The organism is Aquitalea sp. (genome assembly GCF_030150775.1).
Lineage (GTDB): Bacteria > Pseudomonadota > Gammaproteobacteria > Burkholderiales > Chromobacteriaceae > Aquitalea > Aquitalea denitrificans.
On record NZ_JASLFG010000025.1, the window covers coordinates 143,152 to 162,588 of the forward strand.

A 19,437-nucleotide genomic window follows, 5' to 3' on the forward strand; every position below is an offset into this window, starting at 1 on the left:
ACAAGGCCGCCAGAGTATGTCCGGCGGCCCGTTTGCTTTGCTGAGGCAGATTTACAGCCGGTACTGGCTAAGGGTGCTGATCTGCTGGCGGGCCAACGCGTCCAGATGCTGTGCGCTGCTGGCTGCTTCCTGGGCGGCGGACGAGGCTTCTTCCGTCATCTGGGCAATCTGCTCGACTTGTACCGCAATATTGTTGGTGGCCTTGCCCTGTTCCTTGATGGCATCAGATATTTCACTGACCATGTGCACGGTGTTGCCGGTGGCATCGCCGATCTGCTTGATGGCACCATCGGCGTGGTCGGCACGCTCAACCCCGTTGCGTACCAGTTCTTCAGCTGAATGCATCTGCTCGGTAGCCAGCCGAGAGCGATCACGCATGGCATTGATGGTGGATGAAATTTCCTGGGTGGAGCTGCTGGTGCGTTCGGCCAGTTTGCGTACCTCATCGGCCACCACGGCAAAACCGCGTCCCATTTCCCCTGCGCGTGCGGCCTCAATGGCAGCATTGAGCGCCAGCAGATTGGTCTGATCGGCAATATCCTTGATTACCCCCACCACGGTATCAACCTGGGCGCTGTAGGTGTCCAGTTCGCGAATGCTGTTGGCGGCGCTGTCCACCGCGCTGGAAATGTCACGGATGTCGTTAATGGTCTGGCTGATGGTGGTGGAGCCCTGATGTGCAAGTGTGCCGGCACTGTGTGCCAGGTCGCGTGATTCTTCGGCACGGGTGGCAACATGGTTGACGCTGACCGTCATCTGCTCGATGGTGGCGGCCATATTGGCAGAGGAGGAGGACTGGGCATCCGCTGCTGCAGCCACCTGAGTAGCGGTTTGCGACAGGTTCTGCGAGGCAGATGCGACAGAGTGGGCTCCTTCCATGATGGATTTCAGGCTGTGCTGCAAGCCTTCCAGCAAGTTGTTGAAGGCCATGGCGGTCAGGCCGATTTCATCCTGCCGAACCACGGGCACACGCTGAGTGAAATCCAGCGACTGGTTAATGCTCTGCATGGTTTGCTGAATGGAGGACAAGCCGCCGCTGATTACACGGTACAGCACGCTGCCCATGTATAGCACCACCACCAGCACAATGCCGATCAGGCTGGCGCTTTGCAGCAGGGCTGCATTGTAGGCGGTCTTATTGGTTTCCAGTGTGTCATTGGCCAGTTTGAGGTTGTACTCGGTGTGGGCATTCAGTGCCTTGCGGAACTCGCTGCTGGTTGTGTTGAGCGGGCCATCACGCAGCATGGCATCGGCCAGGTCGTCCTTACCGCTGTTGGACATGGCGAAGTACTTGCCACGCTCAGCACGGTAGGCGGCCAGCTTGGCCTTGTCATCCTGCAGCAGCTGGCGGTCGTGATCGTCGGCGATCAGGTTTTTCTCGTAGTCATTGATCAGGTCGTCCAGCTTTTTGTCGGCTTCGCCGGACATGGCTTCGGCAGCAGCCTTTTCCCCGGTGGTATGCGATACCGAATGCCGGGTGACCGAGCCACGGATATCCATGAAGGCATAAACCATGCCGTTCAGGTCGCGGATGCTGGGGGCAAGGTTGGTGATGGTGTCTTCAAAGCGGTTGCTGGCCTGTTTCTGCTGGTAGGCTCCGAAGCCACCGACCAGAAGCAAGGCAAAAAGGGCAATGGCCAGGGTCAGGATGAGGCGTCTGATGATGGTCATGAGGGATATCCTTGCGAAGAAATCGTTTTATCGTTGTCTGTGCATGCTGGGGCATGGCAATCGCTACGTATGTATACGTATAGCATCGAATTATGACGATTACAGGGAATTCTTACATTCTTACTAAGGTTATTTTTTAATAAGTCAATAAAAATCAATGATTTATTTATTTTTTGAACAGGGGGTCACCAACGCGGTGGTGCTGTGTACTGACACGGTGCGGCCTGTTGTTGAAATGGGGCGGACAATAAAAAACGCAGCGATAATTGCGCTGCGTTTTCAGTTTGCTCTGGCCGATTGTTACTGCTCAAGTAGCTGCCAGCGACCCTGGCCGAGAATATGCAGTTGCTGCTGATGATATTGCAGCAGGCTGCTGCGGTGGCCCACGCTGACAATGGTGGTGGCGGGCAATTGCTGGCGCAGCAGCCGGTACATCGCGTCTTCCAGCCCTTCATCCAGCGCCGAGCTAGCTTCATCCAGAAAGGCAATATCCGGTTTGTTCAGCAGCAGGCGACCAAAAGCCAGGCGCTGCTGTTCGCCCAGTGACAGCGTCTGGCTCCAGTCGCGCTCCTCGTCCAGCCGTGCTTGCAGATGTCCCAGTTGTACGGCCTGTAGTACCGTTATTGCCTGTTGGCTATCCCCGGCGGGGGGCGTGGCTGGATAGTACAGCGCATCACGCAAGCTGCCGCCCGGCAGGTAAGGCTTTTGCGCCAGGAACATCAGCCCGTGCTCAGGACGGATGATGCGACCGCTGCTATAGGGCCATAGCCCGGCCAGGCTGCGCAGCAGCGTGGTTTTGCCCGAGCCGGATGCGCCGCGGATCAGCAGCGCGCTGCCGCTATGGATGTCCAGATCAACCTGCTCCAGTAGTTTGCGCCCGTCCGGAGCCTGCAGGCAGAAGTTTTCCAGTGCCAGCCGCTTGCCATCCGGCTGTATATCGGGCCGTGGCAGCGCCGCAGCCTCCTGCATGGAGTCGCAGTAGCCAGACAGACGGTTGAGCACGGCACGGTAGCCGGCAAAATCGTCGTAGGCATTGCGAAAGAAGGACAGATTGTCATGCAGTGTGCCAAAGGCACCGGAGGTTTGCATCAGATCGCCCAGGGTAATCTGCTTGGAGAAAAAGCGATGGGCCTGCACGATGAGCGGAAACACCACGGCGGTCTGGCTGACAATCAGGTTGAAGCCCTGGAATTTCAGCGACCGGAACACGATGCGCCAGTTGTTGTGGATGATCTGGCCAAAGCGGCTGCGCAGCAGCATGCCTTCCACCTGTTCCCCGGCATAGAAGGCAATGCTTTCCGCGTATTCCAGCAGCCGCACCAGCAGGTAACGGTAGTTGGCGTTGTACTGCTCGTTGAGGAAGTTGAGCCGTACCAGCGGTCGGCCTATCTTTACTGCCAGCACGGTGGCAATCAGCACATACACAAATACGGCAAATACCATGGCGCGCGGTATTTCCACGCCCAGCAACTGCAAGGGGCCGGACAGGTTCCACAGGATCAGTGTGTAGGCCAGGGTGGAAACCAGGGCACTGACCACACCCATGGATAGTCCCAGCGAGCTGCTGACAAAGCTACTGACATCCTGCTGGATACGCTGGTCGGGGTTGTCGCTGTGTTGCGGCAAGTATTGCAGACGGTAGAAAGCGTCGTGCTGCAGCAGTTTTTGCAGTAATTGCTCGTTCAGCCAGGCGCGCCAGTGGATGGAAAAGCTCTGGTTGACGTAAAAGCTGAACAGGCTGCGCAGCACATGCAGGCTGGCCAGAATGCAGAAAATGCGGACAAAGCTCCAGAACAGGCTTTCATTGAGTTGCTGCAGCGAGGTATATAGCCCGTTGCTCCAGTTGGACAGCACCACATCCAGCCGCACGCCCGCCAGGGTGAGCAGCAGAATCAGCGCCAGGGCCAGCAAGGGTTTGCTGCTGCGTTGCAGGCTGAAGTAGCCACCGCTGAGCTGCCAGAACTGCCGGCCCCAACTGGTGAGCCGGGTCAGGCTCCAGACGGCAAGGATAAACAGCAGGCAGGTGATGCCATAGGCTTTGGCAACCCAGACAATACTGGTGCCCAGTTCCTGATTCCAGTCCATGTTTTCCCTTTGACCTGATGATTGTTACCCGGCGGGATCAGTCCCGCTCTCGGTTCGGCCTGAATCATGTAAAGCTTACGGTGTGGATGGCGTGGAGCCAAACATACATGGCGGCTGATTCATGAATAAGTATTGCCGGATGAAGTGCCGTACCGGACAGCCCGGTACGGCCAGGTGGCAGTCAGGCGCTACCACAACACCTTGACGGCAGTTTCACCCAACCAGTCCTGCAAGGCCAGTAACAGGCTGTCGTCCAGCCGTACCGCCCAGCCTTGCGACAGGGCGATATCCGCCCGGGCTTGTGGATTGCTGTAGCTGATGCGGACCAGGCCGCCGTTGTCTTCGTCACGGTAGGGGGTAAGCAAGGTTTTCAGCCGATTGACATCGGCATTGCCGTTCATCTGCAAGGACAGGCCACGGGCAAAGCAACTGCGTGCCTCGCCCAGGTCGTAAATGCGATCGGCCATGATGCGCAGACCACCGGAGAAGGCATCTTCCATCACCTTGCCTTGCACCACCAGCACGATGTCCTCTTTCAGCTTGTTGCGGTTGACTTCATAGCTGTCACCAAACAGGCTGATTTCACGTTTGCTGCTGCCGTCGTCCAGTTCGACAAAGGCCATCTTGCCGCGATTGCCCATCTTGACGCGGATGCCGGTGACAAAGCCGGCCAGCAGTTGCGGTTCCTTGCGTGGGGAGAGGCGCGATAGCGTGGTCTTGATGAAGGCGCGCACTTCCTGCGCATAAGCGGAGAACGGGTGGCCGGACAGGTAGTAGCCGATGGCAACCTTCTCTTCCGCCAGTTTGACGGCATCGCTCCATGGCCGGGTGGCCACCATCTCTACCGCCGGCGCCACATCGTCGCCAAACATATCGAACAGGCCGCCCTGATTGGCATTGGCATGGGCCTGATCGGCTGCTTCCATGGCCAAGCCTACGTTGGCAAACAGCAGGGCGCGGTTGGGCTCAATGCTGTCGAAGGCACCGGCACGGATCAGTGCTTCGATCACCCGCTTGTTCACCAGCTTCTTGTCGGTGCGCTGGCAGAAATCAAACAGGCTGGTGTAGGGCCCGCTGGCTTCTCGCACCGCTACGATATGGTCGACTGCTGACTCGCCGCTGCCCTTGATGGCACCAAGTGCGTAGCGGATTTCCTGGCGGCTGACCGGCACAAAGCGGTAGAAACTATGGTTGACGTCCGGCGGCAAGAAGCGCAGGCCGTTCTTGGCGTCGGTGGCGTCGTCATAGAACACCTTGAGCTGGTCGGTATTGTCCAGTTCGGTGGACATGGTGGCGGCCATGTAGGCGGCACAATGATGTGCTTTGAGCCAAGCCGTATGGTAGGCCACCAGCGCATAGGCGGCGGCGTGGGATTTGTTGAAACCGTAGCCGGCAAACTTCTCCATGTAGTCGAAGATTTCGTTGGCCTTGGATTCCGGGATGTCCTGCTTGGCGGCACCCTGCACGAACATGGCGCGCTGCGCCACCATCTCCTCCACCTTCTTTTTACCCATCGCGCGGCGCAGCAAGTCGGCACCGCCCAGCGAGTAACCGCCAATCACCTGGGCGGACTGCATCACCTGTTCCTGATACACCATGATGCCGTAAGTCGGTGCCAGTACCGGCTCCAGCAGCGGGTGCAGGTATTCGAACTTGGCACCGTGCATACGCTGGATGAAGTCGGGAATCAGGTCCATCGGGCCCGGACGGTACAAGGCCACGAAGGCGATAATTTCTTCAAACTTGCTGGGTTTGGCTTCCACCAGCATTTTTTTCATGCCGGAGGATTCAAACTGGAACACGCCGGTGGTGTTGGCGCTGGCAAAAATCTTGTAGGCGTCGGCATCGTCCAGCGGCAGATGGGCGACGTCCACATCTTCATTGCTCACCTGCTTGATATAGCGCTGGGCCAGTTCGATGATGGTGAGGTTGCGCAAGCCCAGGAAGTCGAACTTCACCAGGCCGATCTGCTCCACGTCGTCCTTGTCGAACTGCGATACCGGTGATGCACCATCAGCGCTGGCAATATACAGCGGGCAGAAGTCAGTCAGGCGACCGGGGGCAATCAACACACCACCGGCGTGCATGCCGATGCCGCGGGTGAGGTCTTCCAGCTTCATCGCCAGTTCGATCAGTTCATTGGCACCTTCCGACTCAATGACTTCACCGATTTGCGGCTCCACTTCCATGGCCTTTTCCAGACCCAGCGGCTTGTTGGCCTCCAGCGGAATCAGCTTGGACAGGCGGTCGCACAGGCCAAAGGGCAGGTCCAGTACCCGGCCCACATCGCGGATTACCGATTTGGACGACATGGTGCCGAAGGTGGCGATCTGGCTCACGGCTTCTTCGCCGTATTTCTGCCGGGTGTATTCGATCACGCGCCAGCGGTTTTCCTGACAGAAGTCCACGTCGAAGTCGGGCATGGATACCCGTTCCGGGTTCAGGAAACGCTCGAACAGCAGGGCGTAACGCAGCGGGTCGAGGTCGGTAATGCTCAGGCTGTAAGCCACCAGCGAACCGGCACCGGAACCCCGGCCCGGGCCTACCGGGCAGCCATTGCCCTTACCCCACTGGATAAAGTCCGCCACGATGAGGAAGTAACCGGGGAAACCCATCTGGATGATGGTGTCGCACTCGAACTTCAGCCGGGCATCGTATTCCGGGCGGCGCGCCTCGCGCTCGGCCGGGTCGGGAAACAGCTGCTCCAGCCGCACTTCCAGCCCGCGCTTGGCTTCGTACACCAGGAAATCATCCAGCGTCATGCCTTCCGGCGTGGGGAACAGCGGCAGGTAGTTCTTGCCCAGCACCACGGAAATATTGCAGCGTTTGGCAATTTCCACCGTGTTTTCCAGCGCTTCCGGAATGTCGGCAAAGCGCTCCAGCATCTGTTCTGTGGACAGGAAATACTGGCATTCGGAGAAATTGCGCGGACGACGCTTGTCGCCCAGCGTATAGCCCTCGGCAATGCAAACCCGGGCTTCATGGGCCTTGAAGTCATCCGGGTCCAGAAACTGGATCGGGTGGGTGGCCACCACCGGCAGGCCGGTTTCGCCGGCCAGCCATAGTGTGGCCTGCACTACACTTTCCACCTGGGCATTTTCCACACGCTGGATTTCCAGATAGAAGCTGCCGGGGAACAGGCTTTCCCAGTACTGCGCCCGGCGCATCGCTTCTTCACGCTGGCCCATGGCCAGTGCCACCCCGACATCGCCCATATGTGCGCCGGACAGGCACAGCAGATTGCTGTTGTCGCCAGCCTCCAGCCAGGCGCGCTTGATTTCGGCACGGCCACGGTACTGGTTATGGGTGAAGGCCTGGGTGAGCAGCTCGCACAGACGGCGGTATCCTTCGCGGTTTTTCACCGTCAGCATCAGGCGGGTGGGCTTGTCGCGGTCTTCCTCGTTTTCCAGCCAGATGTCAGCCGACACAATCGGCTTGATACCCTTGTTGCGGCAGGACTTGTAGAACTTGACCATGCCGAACAGGTTCATCAGGTCCGACATGCCCATAGCAGGCATATTGTCCTTCTGCGCACGCTTTACTGCGTCGTCGAGGCGGACAATACCGTCGGTGATGGAAAACTCCGAGTGGAGGCGAAGATGGATAAAGCGGGGTGCGTTCATGCCGACATTTTACCGGCAGCGCGACATCTGCACCATGTGTGCGGCAAGATAATTCAGCCCCGAAAGCCGCTAAACCGGCAAGCTGGTTTATGCGCTGCACTAGCGGCAATGTGCTTGGTCCCGACTATTGCACCTTTTCTTGTGTTGCGTTGCAGCATTAGAATGGTGACATCAAGAATCAGCCAAGCGGTGACAGAAATGGATTGTGATGTCAGAGAGCTGGATCGTACCAGCCTGTACAAACTGCTGACTGGCAGCGTGTTGCCGCGCCCCATTGCCTGGCTCAGTACCCAGGATTTGCTGGGGGTGGCCAATCTGGCACCGTTTTCCTTTTTTACCGTTGCCGGGCTCAATCCGCCTATGCTGGCAGTCACCATCCTGAAAAAGCCGGATGGCAGTGACAAGGACAGCCTGGCCAATATCCGTGCCACCGGGGAGTTTGTGGTGAACATTGTCAATCAGGAGTTGGTTGAGGAAATGAATCAGTCCTGTGCCGCCTATCCGGCTGAAGTGGACGAGTTTGATCTGGCAGGCCTGTCCAAGGTGCGCAGCAGGCTGGTAAAGGCACCAGGCGTGGCGCGTTCGCCAGTGCGCTATGAGTGTGTGCTGCATAGCTGCATCGACCTTGGACATGGTGCGGGCGGCAGTACGCTGGTGCTGGGTGAAATCCGCCATGTGCATGTGGCGGATGCGGTGTATCAGGATGGCCGGATTGATGTGCAGGCACTGCACCCCATTGGCAAACTGGCGGGGGATGCCTACACCCTGGTGCATGCGGATTTCTCCTTGGAGCGGCCTTGATTGCTGCTGACATATAAATGAAAAAAGCACCTGTCCGGTGCTTTTTTCTTGGCAAGGCTCAACGCAAGGCGTGGCTGATTTTTTCTGCCATCTCGTCCAGCAAGGCATAGCGGCGGTTGTATTCGCTGCGCTTCTTGCTGGCAATTTCCTCCATTGGCTTGCGCGGAATGGGGAAGGGGATGCGGAAGTATTCGGTATTGATTTTCTCGGCACCGATATCCAGCCAGAAACTGTCGTAATCGGCCTGGAATTCCTTGCGGTAGCGCCAGGAGCTGTAAATATGGCTGTCCTTGCACACGGCCAGCACTTGCTGGCAGCCCATTTCGCGGGCAATGACCGTCAGTGCTTCCAGTGCCAGCCGTTTGGGAAACAGACCGTGACAGGCCTTGGTGGCGGTGCGGATGCACTCATGGCCAAATTCCTTGCGCGGGCCTTGCAAGCCGCCAACCAGCGCCACCGGCTGACCCTGATACTGGCACAGGGTGAAGGTGAGGGTGGCCAGTGCCACCTGCTGGCTATCGAGAAACTGCAGTGATAGCTCGCCTTCCTTGTCGAAATAGTGGTTGTGCCCAAGCACCCAGCTGAAACTGCTGTCGTCCTTGCCGCTAACGCTGGCGATGCAGATATTTTCCAGCGACAGCAATTGGCTGCGGACATGGGCTGGCAGTTGCAGTATCCGGCCATAGTGTTGCTGCAACATTTCCACTTTTGCCGTATTGCCCAGGCTGCGGTGCAGATAAGGCCGGTGCAACTTTTGCGACAGGCGTGGAGCCAGTTTCAGGTAGTCGAGCAAGAGCGGCTGGCTACTCAGATAGCTCAGCCAGCGGTAGCTGCTGGACAGGGAAAGCAGGCTGCGCAATACCAGCTTGATGCGGTTCTTGCGCTCATCCAGATAATCGCGCCGGGAAAAGTCGCCACTGGCCAGTTGTCCCAGCAGCCGGACAGGGTGAGGCCTCGAAGGTGATTCGATAGTTTTCACACAGAGTTCTTCTAAAAGCGTTCATGCACGGAAATGCATTATTGTTTATCCGGGTGTCGGCGTCTTTGGCCGGCTTGTCCCGTCGTCGTTACCGTTTGTGACGGTTTACTTTCTGTGACAGTTTACTTTTTTTCTTCGCGCGGTTTCAGGGCCACCATGGCAGCGCGTTGCATTTCCAGCGTTTTCATCTGCATGGACAGCATGCCCAGATTCATGGTCAGCCAGCCTTCCACTACGCGCAGTTCTGCCAGTTTGCGGTCGATTTCTTCTTCGCTCATTGGCGGCAGGAAAGGCTGGGCGCTGGCCGGGGTGGCAGTTTGCCAGAACTGGCGGAACATGGCGAATGGATCAGTGGGATTGAAATCGGCGCTCATGGCAGGCTCTCCTTGTCATCATAAAAAAACGGGCAAGCGCTGGCTTGCCCGTTCAGTATAAGACCAAAGACGACAGCTTAGCTGTTGCTGGCTGCTACCTGCGCATCCACGGCCGCCAGGGCTACCATGTTGACGATGCGACGTACCGAGGAAATCGGGGTCAGGATGTGTACCGGCTTGCTCATGCCCATCAGGATCGGGCCGATGGTCACGCCGTCAGAGGCCGAAACACGCAGCAGGTTGTAGCTGATGTTGGCGGCTTCCACGTTCGGCATGATCAGCAGGTTGGCCGAACCCTTCAGCGTGGTTTCCGGCATGGCCTGGGTACGGATGGCTTCCACCAGGGCGGCATCGCCCTGCATTTCGCCGTCGATTTCCAGGTCAGGCTGGGCGTCGCGGATCAGTTCCAGCGCAGTACGCATCTTGTCGGCGGACTCGCCGTTGATGGTGCCGAAACTGGAGTTGGACAGCAGGGCGGCCTTCGGTGCGATACCGAAACGCTTCATGGCTTCCGACGCCATCTTGGTGATGCCGGCCAGCTGGACTGCATCCGGCTTGGCATTAACATAGGTGTCGGTGATGAAGATGTTGCCTGTCGGCAGGATCAGCGCGTTCATGGCAGCGGCCACCTTGTCGGCGTTGTTGTAGCCGAGCACGGTTTCCACGATTTCGAAGTGCTGACGGTAAGTACCGTAAGTACCGCAGATCATGGCATCGGCATCGCCACGGCGTACCATCAGCGCACCGATCAGGGTGGTGTTGCCGATGACGCGACGACGGGCCTGCTCCTGCGAAACGCCCTTGCGCTTCATCAGGTTGTAGTAGTCCTTCCAGTATTCGGCAAAGCGCGGGTCGGATTCGTTGTTGACCAGCTCGAAGTCCTTGCCGATCTCCATCTTCAGACCCAGCTTTTCGATACGCTTTTCAATCACGCTCGGACGGCCGATCAGGATGGGCTTGGCCAGGCCGGCCAGCACGATTTCCTGGGTGGCGTGCAGCACGCGCTCGTCTTCGCCTTCGGTCAGCACGACACGCTTGCTTTCCTTCTTGGCTTGCGAGAACACCGGCTTCATGAACAGATTGGTCTTGTACACGAACTGGGTGAGCTGATCGACGTAGGCGTCGAAGTCCTGGATCGGGCGGGTAGCTACGCCGGAATCCATTGCAGCCTTGGCCACGGCCGGGGCGATCTTCACGATCAGGCGCGGGTCGAAGGGCTTGGGAATCACGTATTCCGGGCCGAAGGACAGCTCTTCGTCGCCATAGGCAGTTGCCACTACGTCGGACTGCTCGGCCATGGCCAGGTCGGCAATGGCGCGGACGGTGGCCAGCTTCATTTCTTCATTGATGGTGGTGGCACCAACGTCCAGCGCACCACGGAAGATGAAGGGGAAGCACAGCACGTTGTTGACCTGGTTGGGGAAGTCGGAACGACCGGTGCCGATGATGGCATCCGGGCGCACTTCCTTCACCAGCGGCGGCAGGATTTCCGGTTCCGGGTTGGCCATGGCCAGAATCACCGGATGGGCCGCCATGGTTTTCACCATGTCCTGGGTGACCAGACGCGGGCCGGACAGACCCATGAAGATGTCGACGCCAACCATGGCATCGGCCAGCTTGCGCTTGCCGTTGTCGGCAATGGCGTAACGCTGCTTGGATTCATCCAGCTTTTCGTCACGGCCCTGGTAGATCACACCCTTGGAGTCGCAAACGGTGATGTTTTCGCGTTTCACGCCCAGGGCCACCAGCAGGTCGAGGCAGGCGATGGCGGCAGCGCCGGCACCGGATGCAGCCACGCGCACATTGGCGATGTCCTTGTTGACCAGGCGCAGCGAGTTCAGCACTGCGGCAGCAGCCACGATGGCGGTGCCGTGCTGGTCGTCATGGAAGACCGGAATGCCCATGCGTTCGCGGCACTTCTTCTCGATGTAGAAGCACTCGGGGGCCTTGATGTCTTCCAGGTTGATGCCGCCGAAAGTCGGCTCCATCGCACAGATCATGTCTACCAGCTTGTCCGGGTCGTTTTCGTTCAGTTCGATGTCGAAAACGTCGATGCCGGCAAATTTCTTGAACAGCACACCCTTGCCTTCCATCACCGGCTTGCCGGCCAGCGGGCCGATATTGCCCAGGCCCAGCACGGCGGTACCGTTGGTGATAACGGCTACCAGATTACCGCGTGCGGTGTACTTGTAGGCATTGAGCGGATCTTCCACGATGGCGTCACACGGGGCGGCCACACCGGGGGAGTAAGCTAGGGCCAGATCGCGCTGGGTTGCCAGCGGTTTGGTCGGGGATACCTGGATCTTGCCGGGCTGAGGAAACTGGTGGAAATCGAGTGCGGCTTGGCGCAGTTGCTCGTCCATTCGTGAACTCCTGGGTGGTTTCTTATGGTCGTTTTGAATAATTTAGCTGATTATTATAAGGGCTAACCCTCTGTCGGGGCTATGGTCCTGTCAGACAAAGTACGCGGCAAGAGGTTTTCACCTCTGCCGCGTTGTTTGTCCTGTCCTGCTTTTATTGCATCATACCTAACATTCGGGGCAGCCACAGCGAGATACCGGGCAGATATGTCACTGCGATCAGGAAGCCCAGCATGGTGAGCAGCCACGGCCACACGGCCACGGTCAGCTCGGTAATGCCCATTTTGGTGATGCCGGAGGCGACATACAGGTTAAGCCCCACCGGCGGATGGCACATGCCCACTTCCATATTGACTGCAATCAGAATGCCGAAGTGTACCGGATTCACTCCCAGCTTGACTGCCACCGGGTACAGGATGGGCGCCATGATCAGCACAATGGCCGATGGGTCCATGAAGTTACCGGCCGCCAGCAACAGGATGTTGGTGAGCAACAGGAAGGCCACCACACCTAGGCCCTGCGCCGTCATCCAGGCGGCCATGGCTTGCGGAATCTGCTCGGATGCCATCAGGAAGGAGAACAGTACCGCATTGGTGATGATGTACAGCAGCATCGAGCTCATCGACGCAGCATTGATCAGCACGCGCGGCACATCCTTCAGCCCCATATCCTTGTAGACGAACACCGCGATGATGAAGGCGTACACGGCAGCCATGGCCGCGGCTTCGGTCGGAGTGAAGATGCCGCTGTAAATACCGCCAATCACCAGCACGATCAGCAACAGACCCCACACGCATTCGCGGAAGGCTTGCAGACGCTCGCCCCAACTGGCACGTGGCAGGCGCGGGTAGTCAAACTTCTTGGCGCGATACCAGGTGGTCAGTCCCAGCAGTACCGACAGGCACAGGCCGGGCAGTACGCCCGCCATGAACAGCTGGCCTACCGAGGCTGTGGAGACACTCATGCCATTCGGGCCGGTCACGTCCATGCCGGCGGTGGCAATCGAGTACATCACCAGGTTGATGGACGGCGGGAACAAAATGCCCAGCGCGCCGGAGGTGGTGATCACCCCGGCACCAAAGCGCTGCGGATAACCTTGCTTGACCATGGCCGGCAGGATGATGGAACCCACCGCCACTACGGTGGCAACGGACGAACCGGTAATGGCGGCAAACAGTGCGCAGGACACTACGCCGGCCAGGCCCAGACCGCCATACCAGTGGCCCACCAGGGTGGTGGCAAAGCGGATCATCCGTTTGGCCACGCCGCCGTGCATCAGGAAGTTGCCGGCCAGAATGAAGAAGGGAATCGCCATGATTTCGAACTTCTCGATCCCGGTGAACAGCTTGAGCGCCACCGATTCGATCGGAACTTCAGTCATGGTGAACAAGAAGGTTAGTACCGTCAGACCCAGCGAGATGGAGATCGGCATGCCGGTCAGCATCAGGGTAAGCAGCAGACCGAAAATGATGAGGGTGGTCATTAGTGCTTGCCTCCGTGGTTCAGGTCGTGCGGGTGCAGGTTGTCCAGGTCTTCGGCACCTTCTTCAATGCCTTCAACATGGCCATGGTCGTGCTTGGGCAGGGTGCCAGTCTTGATGAAGTTCCACGTCACTTGCAGGAAGCGGAAACACATCAGGGTAGAGCCGCAGGGGATGGCCAGGTAGACCAGCCACATCGGTGCTTCCAGATCGGGCGATGTCTGGTCGGTATGGGCGATTTCCCAGACAAAATTGCCACCCAGCACGGCGATGACGCCGGTGAACAGCGCGCCAGCCAGCAGGCCGAAAATGATGAATTTGGCACGGGTCTTGTCCGACAGGCGGTTAATCAACACGTCCACGCCCACGTGGATGCCGGTACGCACACCGTAGGCCGCACCAAATTTGGCCATCCATACAAACAGGTAGATGGTGAGTTCCTGCGCCCACGCCATATTGATGTGGGCCAGATAGGGTTGCAGGGTTTCGATGCCCGAGCCGTAGCGGTGAAGCACGGCAACAAAGGTGATGAGGGTAGCGCTTCCCATCAACAGGGCAATCATCCACTCCTCCAGATGGTCGAGGAATTTCAGCATGATTGTTCTCTTTTCGCAAAAAGAGCGTGGGTGCAGGCTTGCACGCACGCTCGATTCAGGATGGATCAGTTGTTGGGATTGAAGCCGGTTTCTTTGTAAATCGCCTTCAGCAGATCAGGACCGATACGGTCGGCCATCTTGGTGTGTACCGGCAGCATGGCTTTCTTGAAGGCAGTGCGTTCGGCTGCGGTCGGGGTATAGACCTGGGTCTTGCCGGAAGCCTTGATGGCGGCCAGCGCGCGGTCGTTTTCCTTCTTGGCGATGTCATTGGCGTACTTGGAGGCATCGACAATCGCGCCATCCAGCTGGGTACGTACATCAGCCGGCAGGCCGTCCCAGAACTTCTTGTTGACGATGACGGCATAGCCCAGGAAGCCGTGCTGGGTCAGGGTCAGGTTCTTTTGCACCTCATAAGCCTTGCTGGTGTACAGGTTGGAGGCTTCCAGTTCGGTGCCATCCACCACGCCGGTTTGCAGCGCCTGATAGACTTCGGAGAAGGCCATCACCTGCGGCAGTGCGCCTACCGAACGCATTTCTTCTTCCAGCACCTTGGAGGACTGGATACGAATCTTCATGCCCTTCAGGTCGGACGGGGTGCGGATCGGCTTGTTGGAAGAGAAGTTCTTGAAGCCGTTATCCCAGTAGGCCAGGCCCTTGATGCCCTTGCTTTCCAGCTTGCCCAGCAATTGCTTGCCGATGGCACCGTGCATCACCTTGTTCACTTCGTCGTAGTTGTCGAACACATACGGCAGGTCGAAAACTTCAAATTCCTTCACGCCCAGCGGGCCAAACTTGGCCAGCGACGGGGCCAGCATCTGAACCGCACCCAGTTGCAGGGCTTCCAGTTCTTCCTTGTCCTTGTAAAGCTGGCTGTTGGGATAAACCTGTACCTTGACCTTGCCATGGGTACGCTCTTCCGCCAGCTTTTTGAAATATTCTGCAGCCTTGCCCTTGGGGGTATCGGGCGATACCACGTGGCTGAACTTGATGACGATTTCACCAGCAGCCTGAGCCAGGCCAGCTACACCAAAGGAAGCACCGATCAGCAATGCAGCAATCTTCAGTTTCATGAGTCTCTCCGTTTGTGTTTCCGTTTGCGTTGAATGTTTTTGCTTTGCATTACAGCCCTTGTCTGCGGGCTGTTAATACCGTGTAAAGTAGAAGGCGCACCAACAACCTGCCATTGGGGACTTCATCATTGGGGTTTTCCCGTATCTGCCTATGCACGTTATCGATTTGCTTGCCCGTCGTCGTTCTCCCCGCCTGTTGTGGCTGGGCACTTCGCTTACCCTGATTGCCTTGGTGCTGGCACTGGGTGGCCTGTTTTATCTGGTTTACCGCGACTGGGTGGATGAGCAGCGGGATAACCTGATTCAGGAAGTACTGTGGCTGGAGCAATCGATGCGGCTGCATATGGAAGGGCAGCAGGAGTGGGCCGAGGGTGTGGCATCGGATATTGCCAATGGCAACTTGAGTCCGGCACGCTTCATTTCCAGTGCGGCATTTCTGATGCGTGAAAGCCCGGAAGTGCTGCTGGTGCAGCAGATCGACCAAAACGCCATGTTGCTGCGAGATCAACACGGTCAGGTGTTGCCGGGCAAGATCTTGCATGGTGACGAATACGATGCCGTGTGGCGTGCCACGCGTTTGCGCCGCGCATCATATGGCCAGCCCTACCGCCGTGCCGACGGTAAATACCGTTTCGATCTGGCGGTGCCCATCATCGCCAATGAAAAGGTGCTGGGGAGCATCCGGCTGGTGTACCAGTTCGATCAGCTCTTGCACCGGCAGGTACCGTGGTGGATTGCCTCCAAGAACTACATCAGCTTTGTCGACGTGGGCGGGCGTACCCTGGCCAGCAAGTTCGACCCGTCCGAACACCCCGGTAGCATCTCCCACCAGACCAGCTTTGATCCGCCAGGATTTGGAGTGTATCTGCGTGCCGTCAGCTACCGTTCCGGGCTGGGACTTACCCTGCCGGTACTCACCGGCCTGATCACCCTGTTGGCTGTGGCCTTGCTGTATTCCATCTGGCGTATCCGGCGCCATATGCGCGAGCGCTCGCGCGCCGAGCAGGCGCTGTCCACCGAGGTGGCCTTGCGCCAGGCCATTGAGGACTGCATGAAGAGCGGTCTGGTGGCCATCAGCCTGGAAGGCGAAATCCTGCGGGTGAACCGTGCTTTTTGCGAGATGCTGGGCTATGCGCCAGAACAACTGGTGGGTCAGCGTCCGCCACATGTGTTCTGGCCAGCCAGCGATCATCAGCAGATGCGCGCTGCCATGGATGCGGTAAGGCAGGGCATGCAGCCGGAGCAGGGCTTCGAATTGCGCTTTGCCTGCCAGAATGGCGATTTTGTTGAAGTGCGGCTGTATGCCACACCACTGATAGAGCGGGATGGCAGCCACCGCGGCTGGATTGCCGCGCTGTTCGACATCACCGAGCGCAAACGCCAGCGTCTGGCACTCAATGCCTCGCACCAGCGCTTTCTTACCGTGCTCAATGGTATGCAAGCCGGAGTGTGCGTGGTGAGTCAGGGCAGCGGCCAACTGCTTTATGCCAACCCAACCTTTTCCTTCCTGTGGCTGGCAGAAGAGCCGGATGCGCCGTCCTGCCTGCTGCTGCCGGGTCTGCGTGAGGAGCCGGAGCAGGATGATCTGGCCAGCGAATTCACCCTGCAGGATGGCAAGCAGTGGTTCCAGCTGCAGCGCCGCCGGCTGGAGTGGGTGAGTGGCGAAGCTGCCTGGCTGGTCATCCTGGCTGATGTCACGGAAGAGCGCGAGCGAGAAGGGCGGGCGCAGGCGCAGCAGGAGCGTTTCCAGACCACCTCGCGGCTGATTGCCATGGGGGAAATGGCCTCCAGTCTGGCACATGAGTTAAACCAGCCCTTGACGGCTATTTCCACCTATTCAGCCGGGCTGGCGCGGCGGCTGCCGGAAAGCCTGGAACTGCCCGCCGGGGTACGCGATGCCGTGTCTGCCATCAGTCAGCAGGCTCAGCGGGCTGGGCAAATCATCAAGAGCATCCGCGCCTTTGTGAAAAAACATGAGCCACAACTGGAGACGGTCGATCCGGCACGGGTGGTGGCGCGCGCGGCTGGTCTGGCGGAAATGATGGCCTTCAAGGCTGGCGTGCAGCTGGTGATCGAGCAGGATGCCACAGCCTGCCGGCTGGACATGGACCCGGTGCTGATCGAGCAGGTGCTGCTCAATCTGATGAAAAATGCCATCGAAGCCATGGTGGAAGCGCAGACGCGGCGGCCACACATTATCGTGCGCACTGCCGTCGGTGCCGCTTTCTGGCGGGTAGAAGTGGCCGATAACGGCCCGGGACTTGCCGATAACATCAAGAACGAGCTGTTTACCCCGTTCTATTCCACCAAGCCGGATGGGATGGGGATTGGCTTGAATATCTGCCGATCAATTGTCGAGTTCCACCGTGGTGAGTTCAGCGTCAATGCCAGCGTTACCGGCGGCTGCGTGTTCTGGTTTACCTTGCCATTGCAGCGAGGTAACGGCCTGCAATGAAAAACGGCACCCGTGGGTGCCGTTCTGCTTTGGTAACACTCAGTGCTGCGCGGGCTGCAACACGGTTTCCTGTGTTTCTTCCAGCATGTCCGGGTAGTCGCGGCTGTAGTGCAGGCCACGGCTTTCCTTGCGCAACAGTGCCGAGCGTACGATCAGTTCGGCAGTCTGCACCAGATTGCGCAGCTCGATCAGGTCGTTGGTGACGTGGAAGTTGCTGTAGTACTCGTTGATTTCTTCCGATAGCAGGCGGATGCGGCTCAGTGCGCGCATCAGGCGCTTGTTGGTGCGCACGATGCCGACGTAGTCCCACATGGCGCGGCGCAGCTCATCCCAGTTGTGCGAAATCACCACCTCTTCGTCGGTATCGGTCACCTGGCTGTCATCCCAGTCCGGAATCTTCGGCAGGACAATATCCGGCGCTGCCAGGATATCTTCCGCCGCAGCCTTGCCGATCACCAGGCATTCCAGCAGCGAGTTACTGGCCAGGCGATTGGCACCGTGCAGACCGGTGCAGGCTACTTCACCTACCGCATACAGCGCGTCCACATCGGTGTGGCCGGTCAGGTCGGTCACCAGGCCACCACAAGTAAAGTGCACGGCCGGCACCACCGGAATCGGCTCCTGGGTGATGTCGATGCCAAGCTCCAGGCAATGCGCATAGATATTGGGGAAGTGCTCTTTGATGAAGTTGGCCGGTTTGTAGGAAATATCCAGATAAACACAATCCAGGCCATGCTTTTTCATTTCAAAGTCGATGGCGCGGGCCACCACATCGCGCGGTGCCAGTTCGGCACGCGGATCGTGATCCGGCATGAAGCGGGTGCCATCCGGCAGTTTCAGAATGCCGCCTTCACCGCGCACGGCTTCGGAAATCAGGAATGACTTGGTATGCGGGTGATACAGGCAAGTGGGATGGAACTGGATGAATTCCATATTGCCCACCCGGCAGCCAGCACGCCAGCCCATGGCAATGCCGTCGCCAGTCGCTGTATCCGGATTGGTGGTATAGAGGTACACCTTGCCCGCACCGCCCGATGCCAGCATGGTGTGCTTGGCGGCAATGGTGACCACCTGGTCCAGTGTCTTGTCCAGTGCGTACACGCCATAGCAACGCTTGCCTTCCAGCCCCAGCTTGCGTGAGGTGATCAGGTCGATGGCAATGAAGTCTTCCAGCACGGTGATATTCGGATGCGCCTTGATCTTCTGGCCCAGAGTAGAAGTAACCGCAGCGCCGGTAGCATCCGCCGCATGAATAATGCGGCGATGGCTGTGGCCGCCCTCGCGGGTCAGGTGATAACCCGTCTTGTGCGTATCATCGCGTGTAAAAGGCACACCCAGTGCAATCAGCCAGTCAATCGCCTCCTTGGAATGTTCGACGATAAAGCGGGTGGCCTCTTCATTACATAGCCCGGCACCGGCAATCAGCGTATCGCGGATATGCTCCTCAACCGAATCCTCGGTATCCAGTACGGCGGCGATACCACCTTGGGCATAGGTCGAGCTGCCTTCCAGCAGATCACGTTTGGTAATCAGGCCAACTTTGCGCGTGGCAGCCAGATGCAAGGCCAGGGTCATGCCGGCCAGACCGCTACCGATAATCAATACATCAAACTTGAGCATGGCAGATGCCGCCGTCAGGCGGAGTAGGGCAGTTTGCAGAAGGCTAAAGAGTAGCAGAAGCGCTGCAGTGCGGCATCAGCATTATATTGTCGAGATTAAGCACATTTCGCCGGATTGGTGCCACCATCAACCATCCTCGCAATACCGAAACGCGTGCACCTGGCACACCCCCATGGCACAAAAATAAAACCCCCATCGCATAAGCCTTTGTACCTCAGTCACTTAGCGTGCCGCAGGACGGGATGTTGGCAGAATGTGAAGATTTCTTCGCACAAAGTGTTGACGAAGGTAGGTCGTGGCGGTATAGTTCGCCTCCTCAGCAG

Annotated in this window: 12 protein-coding genes; 2 read left to right on the forward strand and 10 right to left on the reverse strand. The window is 58.3% G+C overall.

Annotated elements, in window-relative coordinates:
* Positions 1-51: 51 nt before the first annotated feature.
* The 3 genes from QVF59_RS08590 to dnaE form a co-directional block, all read right to left on the reverse strand.
* Positions 52-1,671 carry a methyl-accepting chemotaxis protein gene (locus QVF59_RS08590; protein WP_159878342.1) on the reverse strand — a complete coding sequence of 540 codons (1,620 nt, stop codon included), beginning with the start codon at positions 1,669-1,671 and terminating at the stop codon, positions 52-54.
* Between the two features lie 300 nt (positions 1,672-1,971).
* Positions 1,972-3,756: an ABC transporter ATP-binding protein/permease gene (locus QVF59_RS08595; RefSeq protein ID WP_287878897.1), complete on the reverse strand. Its 1,785-nt coding sequence runs from the start codon at positions 3,754-3,756 to the stop codon at positions 1,972-1,974.
* Positions 3,757-3,944: 188 nt separating this feature from the next.
* Complete coding sequence (gene dnaE, locus QVF59_RS08600; protein WP_287878900.1) at positions 3,945-7,379, reverse strand: DNA polymerase III subunit alpha; 3,435 nt, start codon at positions 7,377-7,379, stop codon at positions 3,945-3,947.
* Positions 7,380-7,577: 198 nt separating this feature from the next.
* Between dnaE and QVF59_RS08605 the strand changes: the two genes are divergently transcribed.
* Positions 7,578-8,180: a flavin reductase family protein gene (locus QVF59_RS08605; protein ID WP_287878901.1), complete on the forward strand. Its 603-nt coding sequence runs from the start codon at positions 7,578-7,580 to the stop codon at positions 8,178-8,180.
* Between the two features lie 58 nt (positions 8,181-8,238).
* Here QVF59_RS08605 and QVF59_RS08610 read toward each other — a convergent pair whose 3' ends face one another.
* From QVF59_RS08610 to QVF59_RS08635, 6 genes are all read right to left on the reverse strand, one after another.
* The gene (locus QVF59_RS08610) at positions 8,239-9,159 is read right to left on the reverse strand and encodes a VirK/YbjX family protein (protein WP_287878904.1); all 921 of its coding nucleotides are present in this window, start codon (positions 9,157-9,159) and stop codon (positions 8,239-8,241) included.
* Between the two features lie 122 nt (positions 9,160-9,281).
* The gene (locus tag QVF59_RS08615) at positions 9,282-9,533 is read right to left on the reverse strand and encodes a PhaM family polyhydroxyalkanoate granule multifunctional regulatory protein (RefSeq protein ID WP_159878331.1); all 252 of its coding nucleotides are present in this window, start codon (positions 9,531-9,533) and stop codon (positions 9,282-9,284) included.
* A 77-nt stretch (positions 9,534-9,610) separates the two neighbouring features.
* Positions 9,611-11,896 carry an NADP-dependent malic enzyme gene (locus QVF59_RS08620; RefSeq protein WP_159878329.1) on the reverse strand — a complete coding sequence of 762 codons (2,286 nt, stop codon included), beginning with the start codon at positions 11,894-11,896 and terminating at the stop codon, positions 9,611-9,613.
* 151 nt (positions 11,897-12,047) lie between these two features.
* On the reverse strand, positions 12,048-13,376 hold the full coding sequence (locus QVF59_RS08625) for a TRAP transporter large permease (protein ID WP_159878327.1): 1,329 nt from the start codon (positions 13,374-13,376) through the stop codon (positions 12,048-12,050).
* Complete coding sequence (locus QVF59_RS08630; protein WP_287878910.1) at positions 13,376-13,969, reverse strand: TRAP transporter small permease; 594 nt, start codon at positions 13,967-13,969, stop codon at positions 13,376-13,378. The genes QVF59_RS08625 and QVF59_RS08630 overlap by 1 nt, the downstream gene beginning before the upstream one ends.
* 65 nt (positions 13,970-14,034) lie before the next feature.
* Positions 14,035-15,039 carry a TRAP transporter substrate-binding protein gene (locus tag QVF59_RS08635; RefSeq protein ID WP_159878323.1) on the reverse strand — a complete coding sequence of 335 codons (1,005 nt, stop codon included), beginning with the start codon at positions 15,037-15,039 and terminating at the stop codon, positions 14,035-14,037.
* Positions 15,040-15,190: 151 nt separating this feature from the next.
* On the opposite strand from QVF59_RS08635, the gene QVF59_RS08640 reads away from it, so the two are divergent.
* Positions 15,191-17,494: a PAS domain-containing sensor histidine kinase gene (locus tag QVF59_RS08640; protein WP_287878914.1), complete on the forward strand. Its 2,304-nt coding sequence runs from the start codon at positions 15,191-15,193 to the stop codon at positions 17,492-17,494.
* 39 nt (positions 17,495-17,533) lie between these two features.
* On the opposite strand, the gene nadB is transcribed toward QVF59_RS08640, so the two are convergent.
* On the reverse strand, positions 17,534-19,114 hold the full coding sequence (gene nadB / locus QVF59_RS08645) for an L-aspartate oxidase (protein WP_287878917.1): 1,581 nt from the start codon (positions 19,112-19,114) through the stop codon (positions 17,534-17,536).
* Between the last annotated feature and the right edge of the window lie 323 nt (positions 19,115-19,437).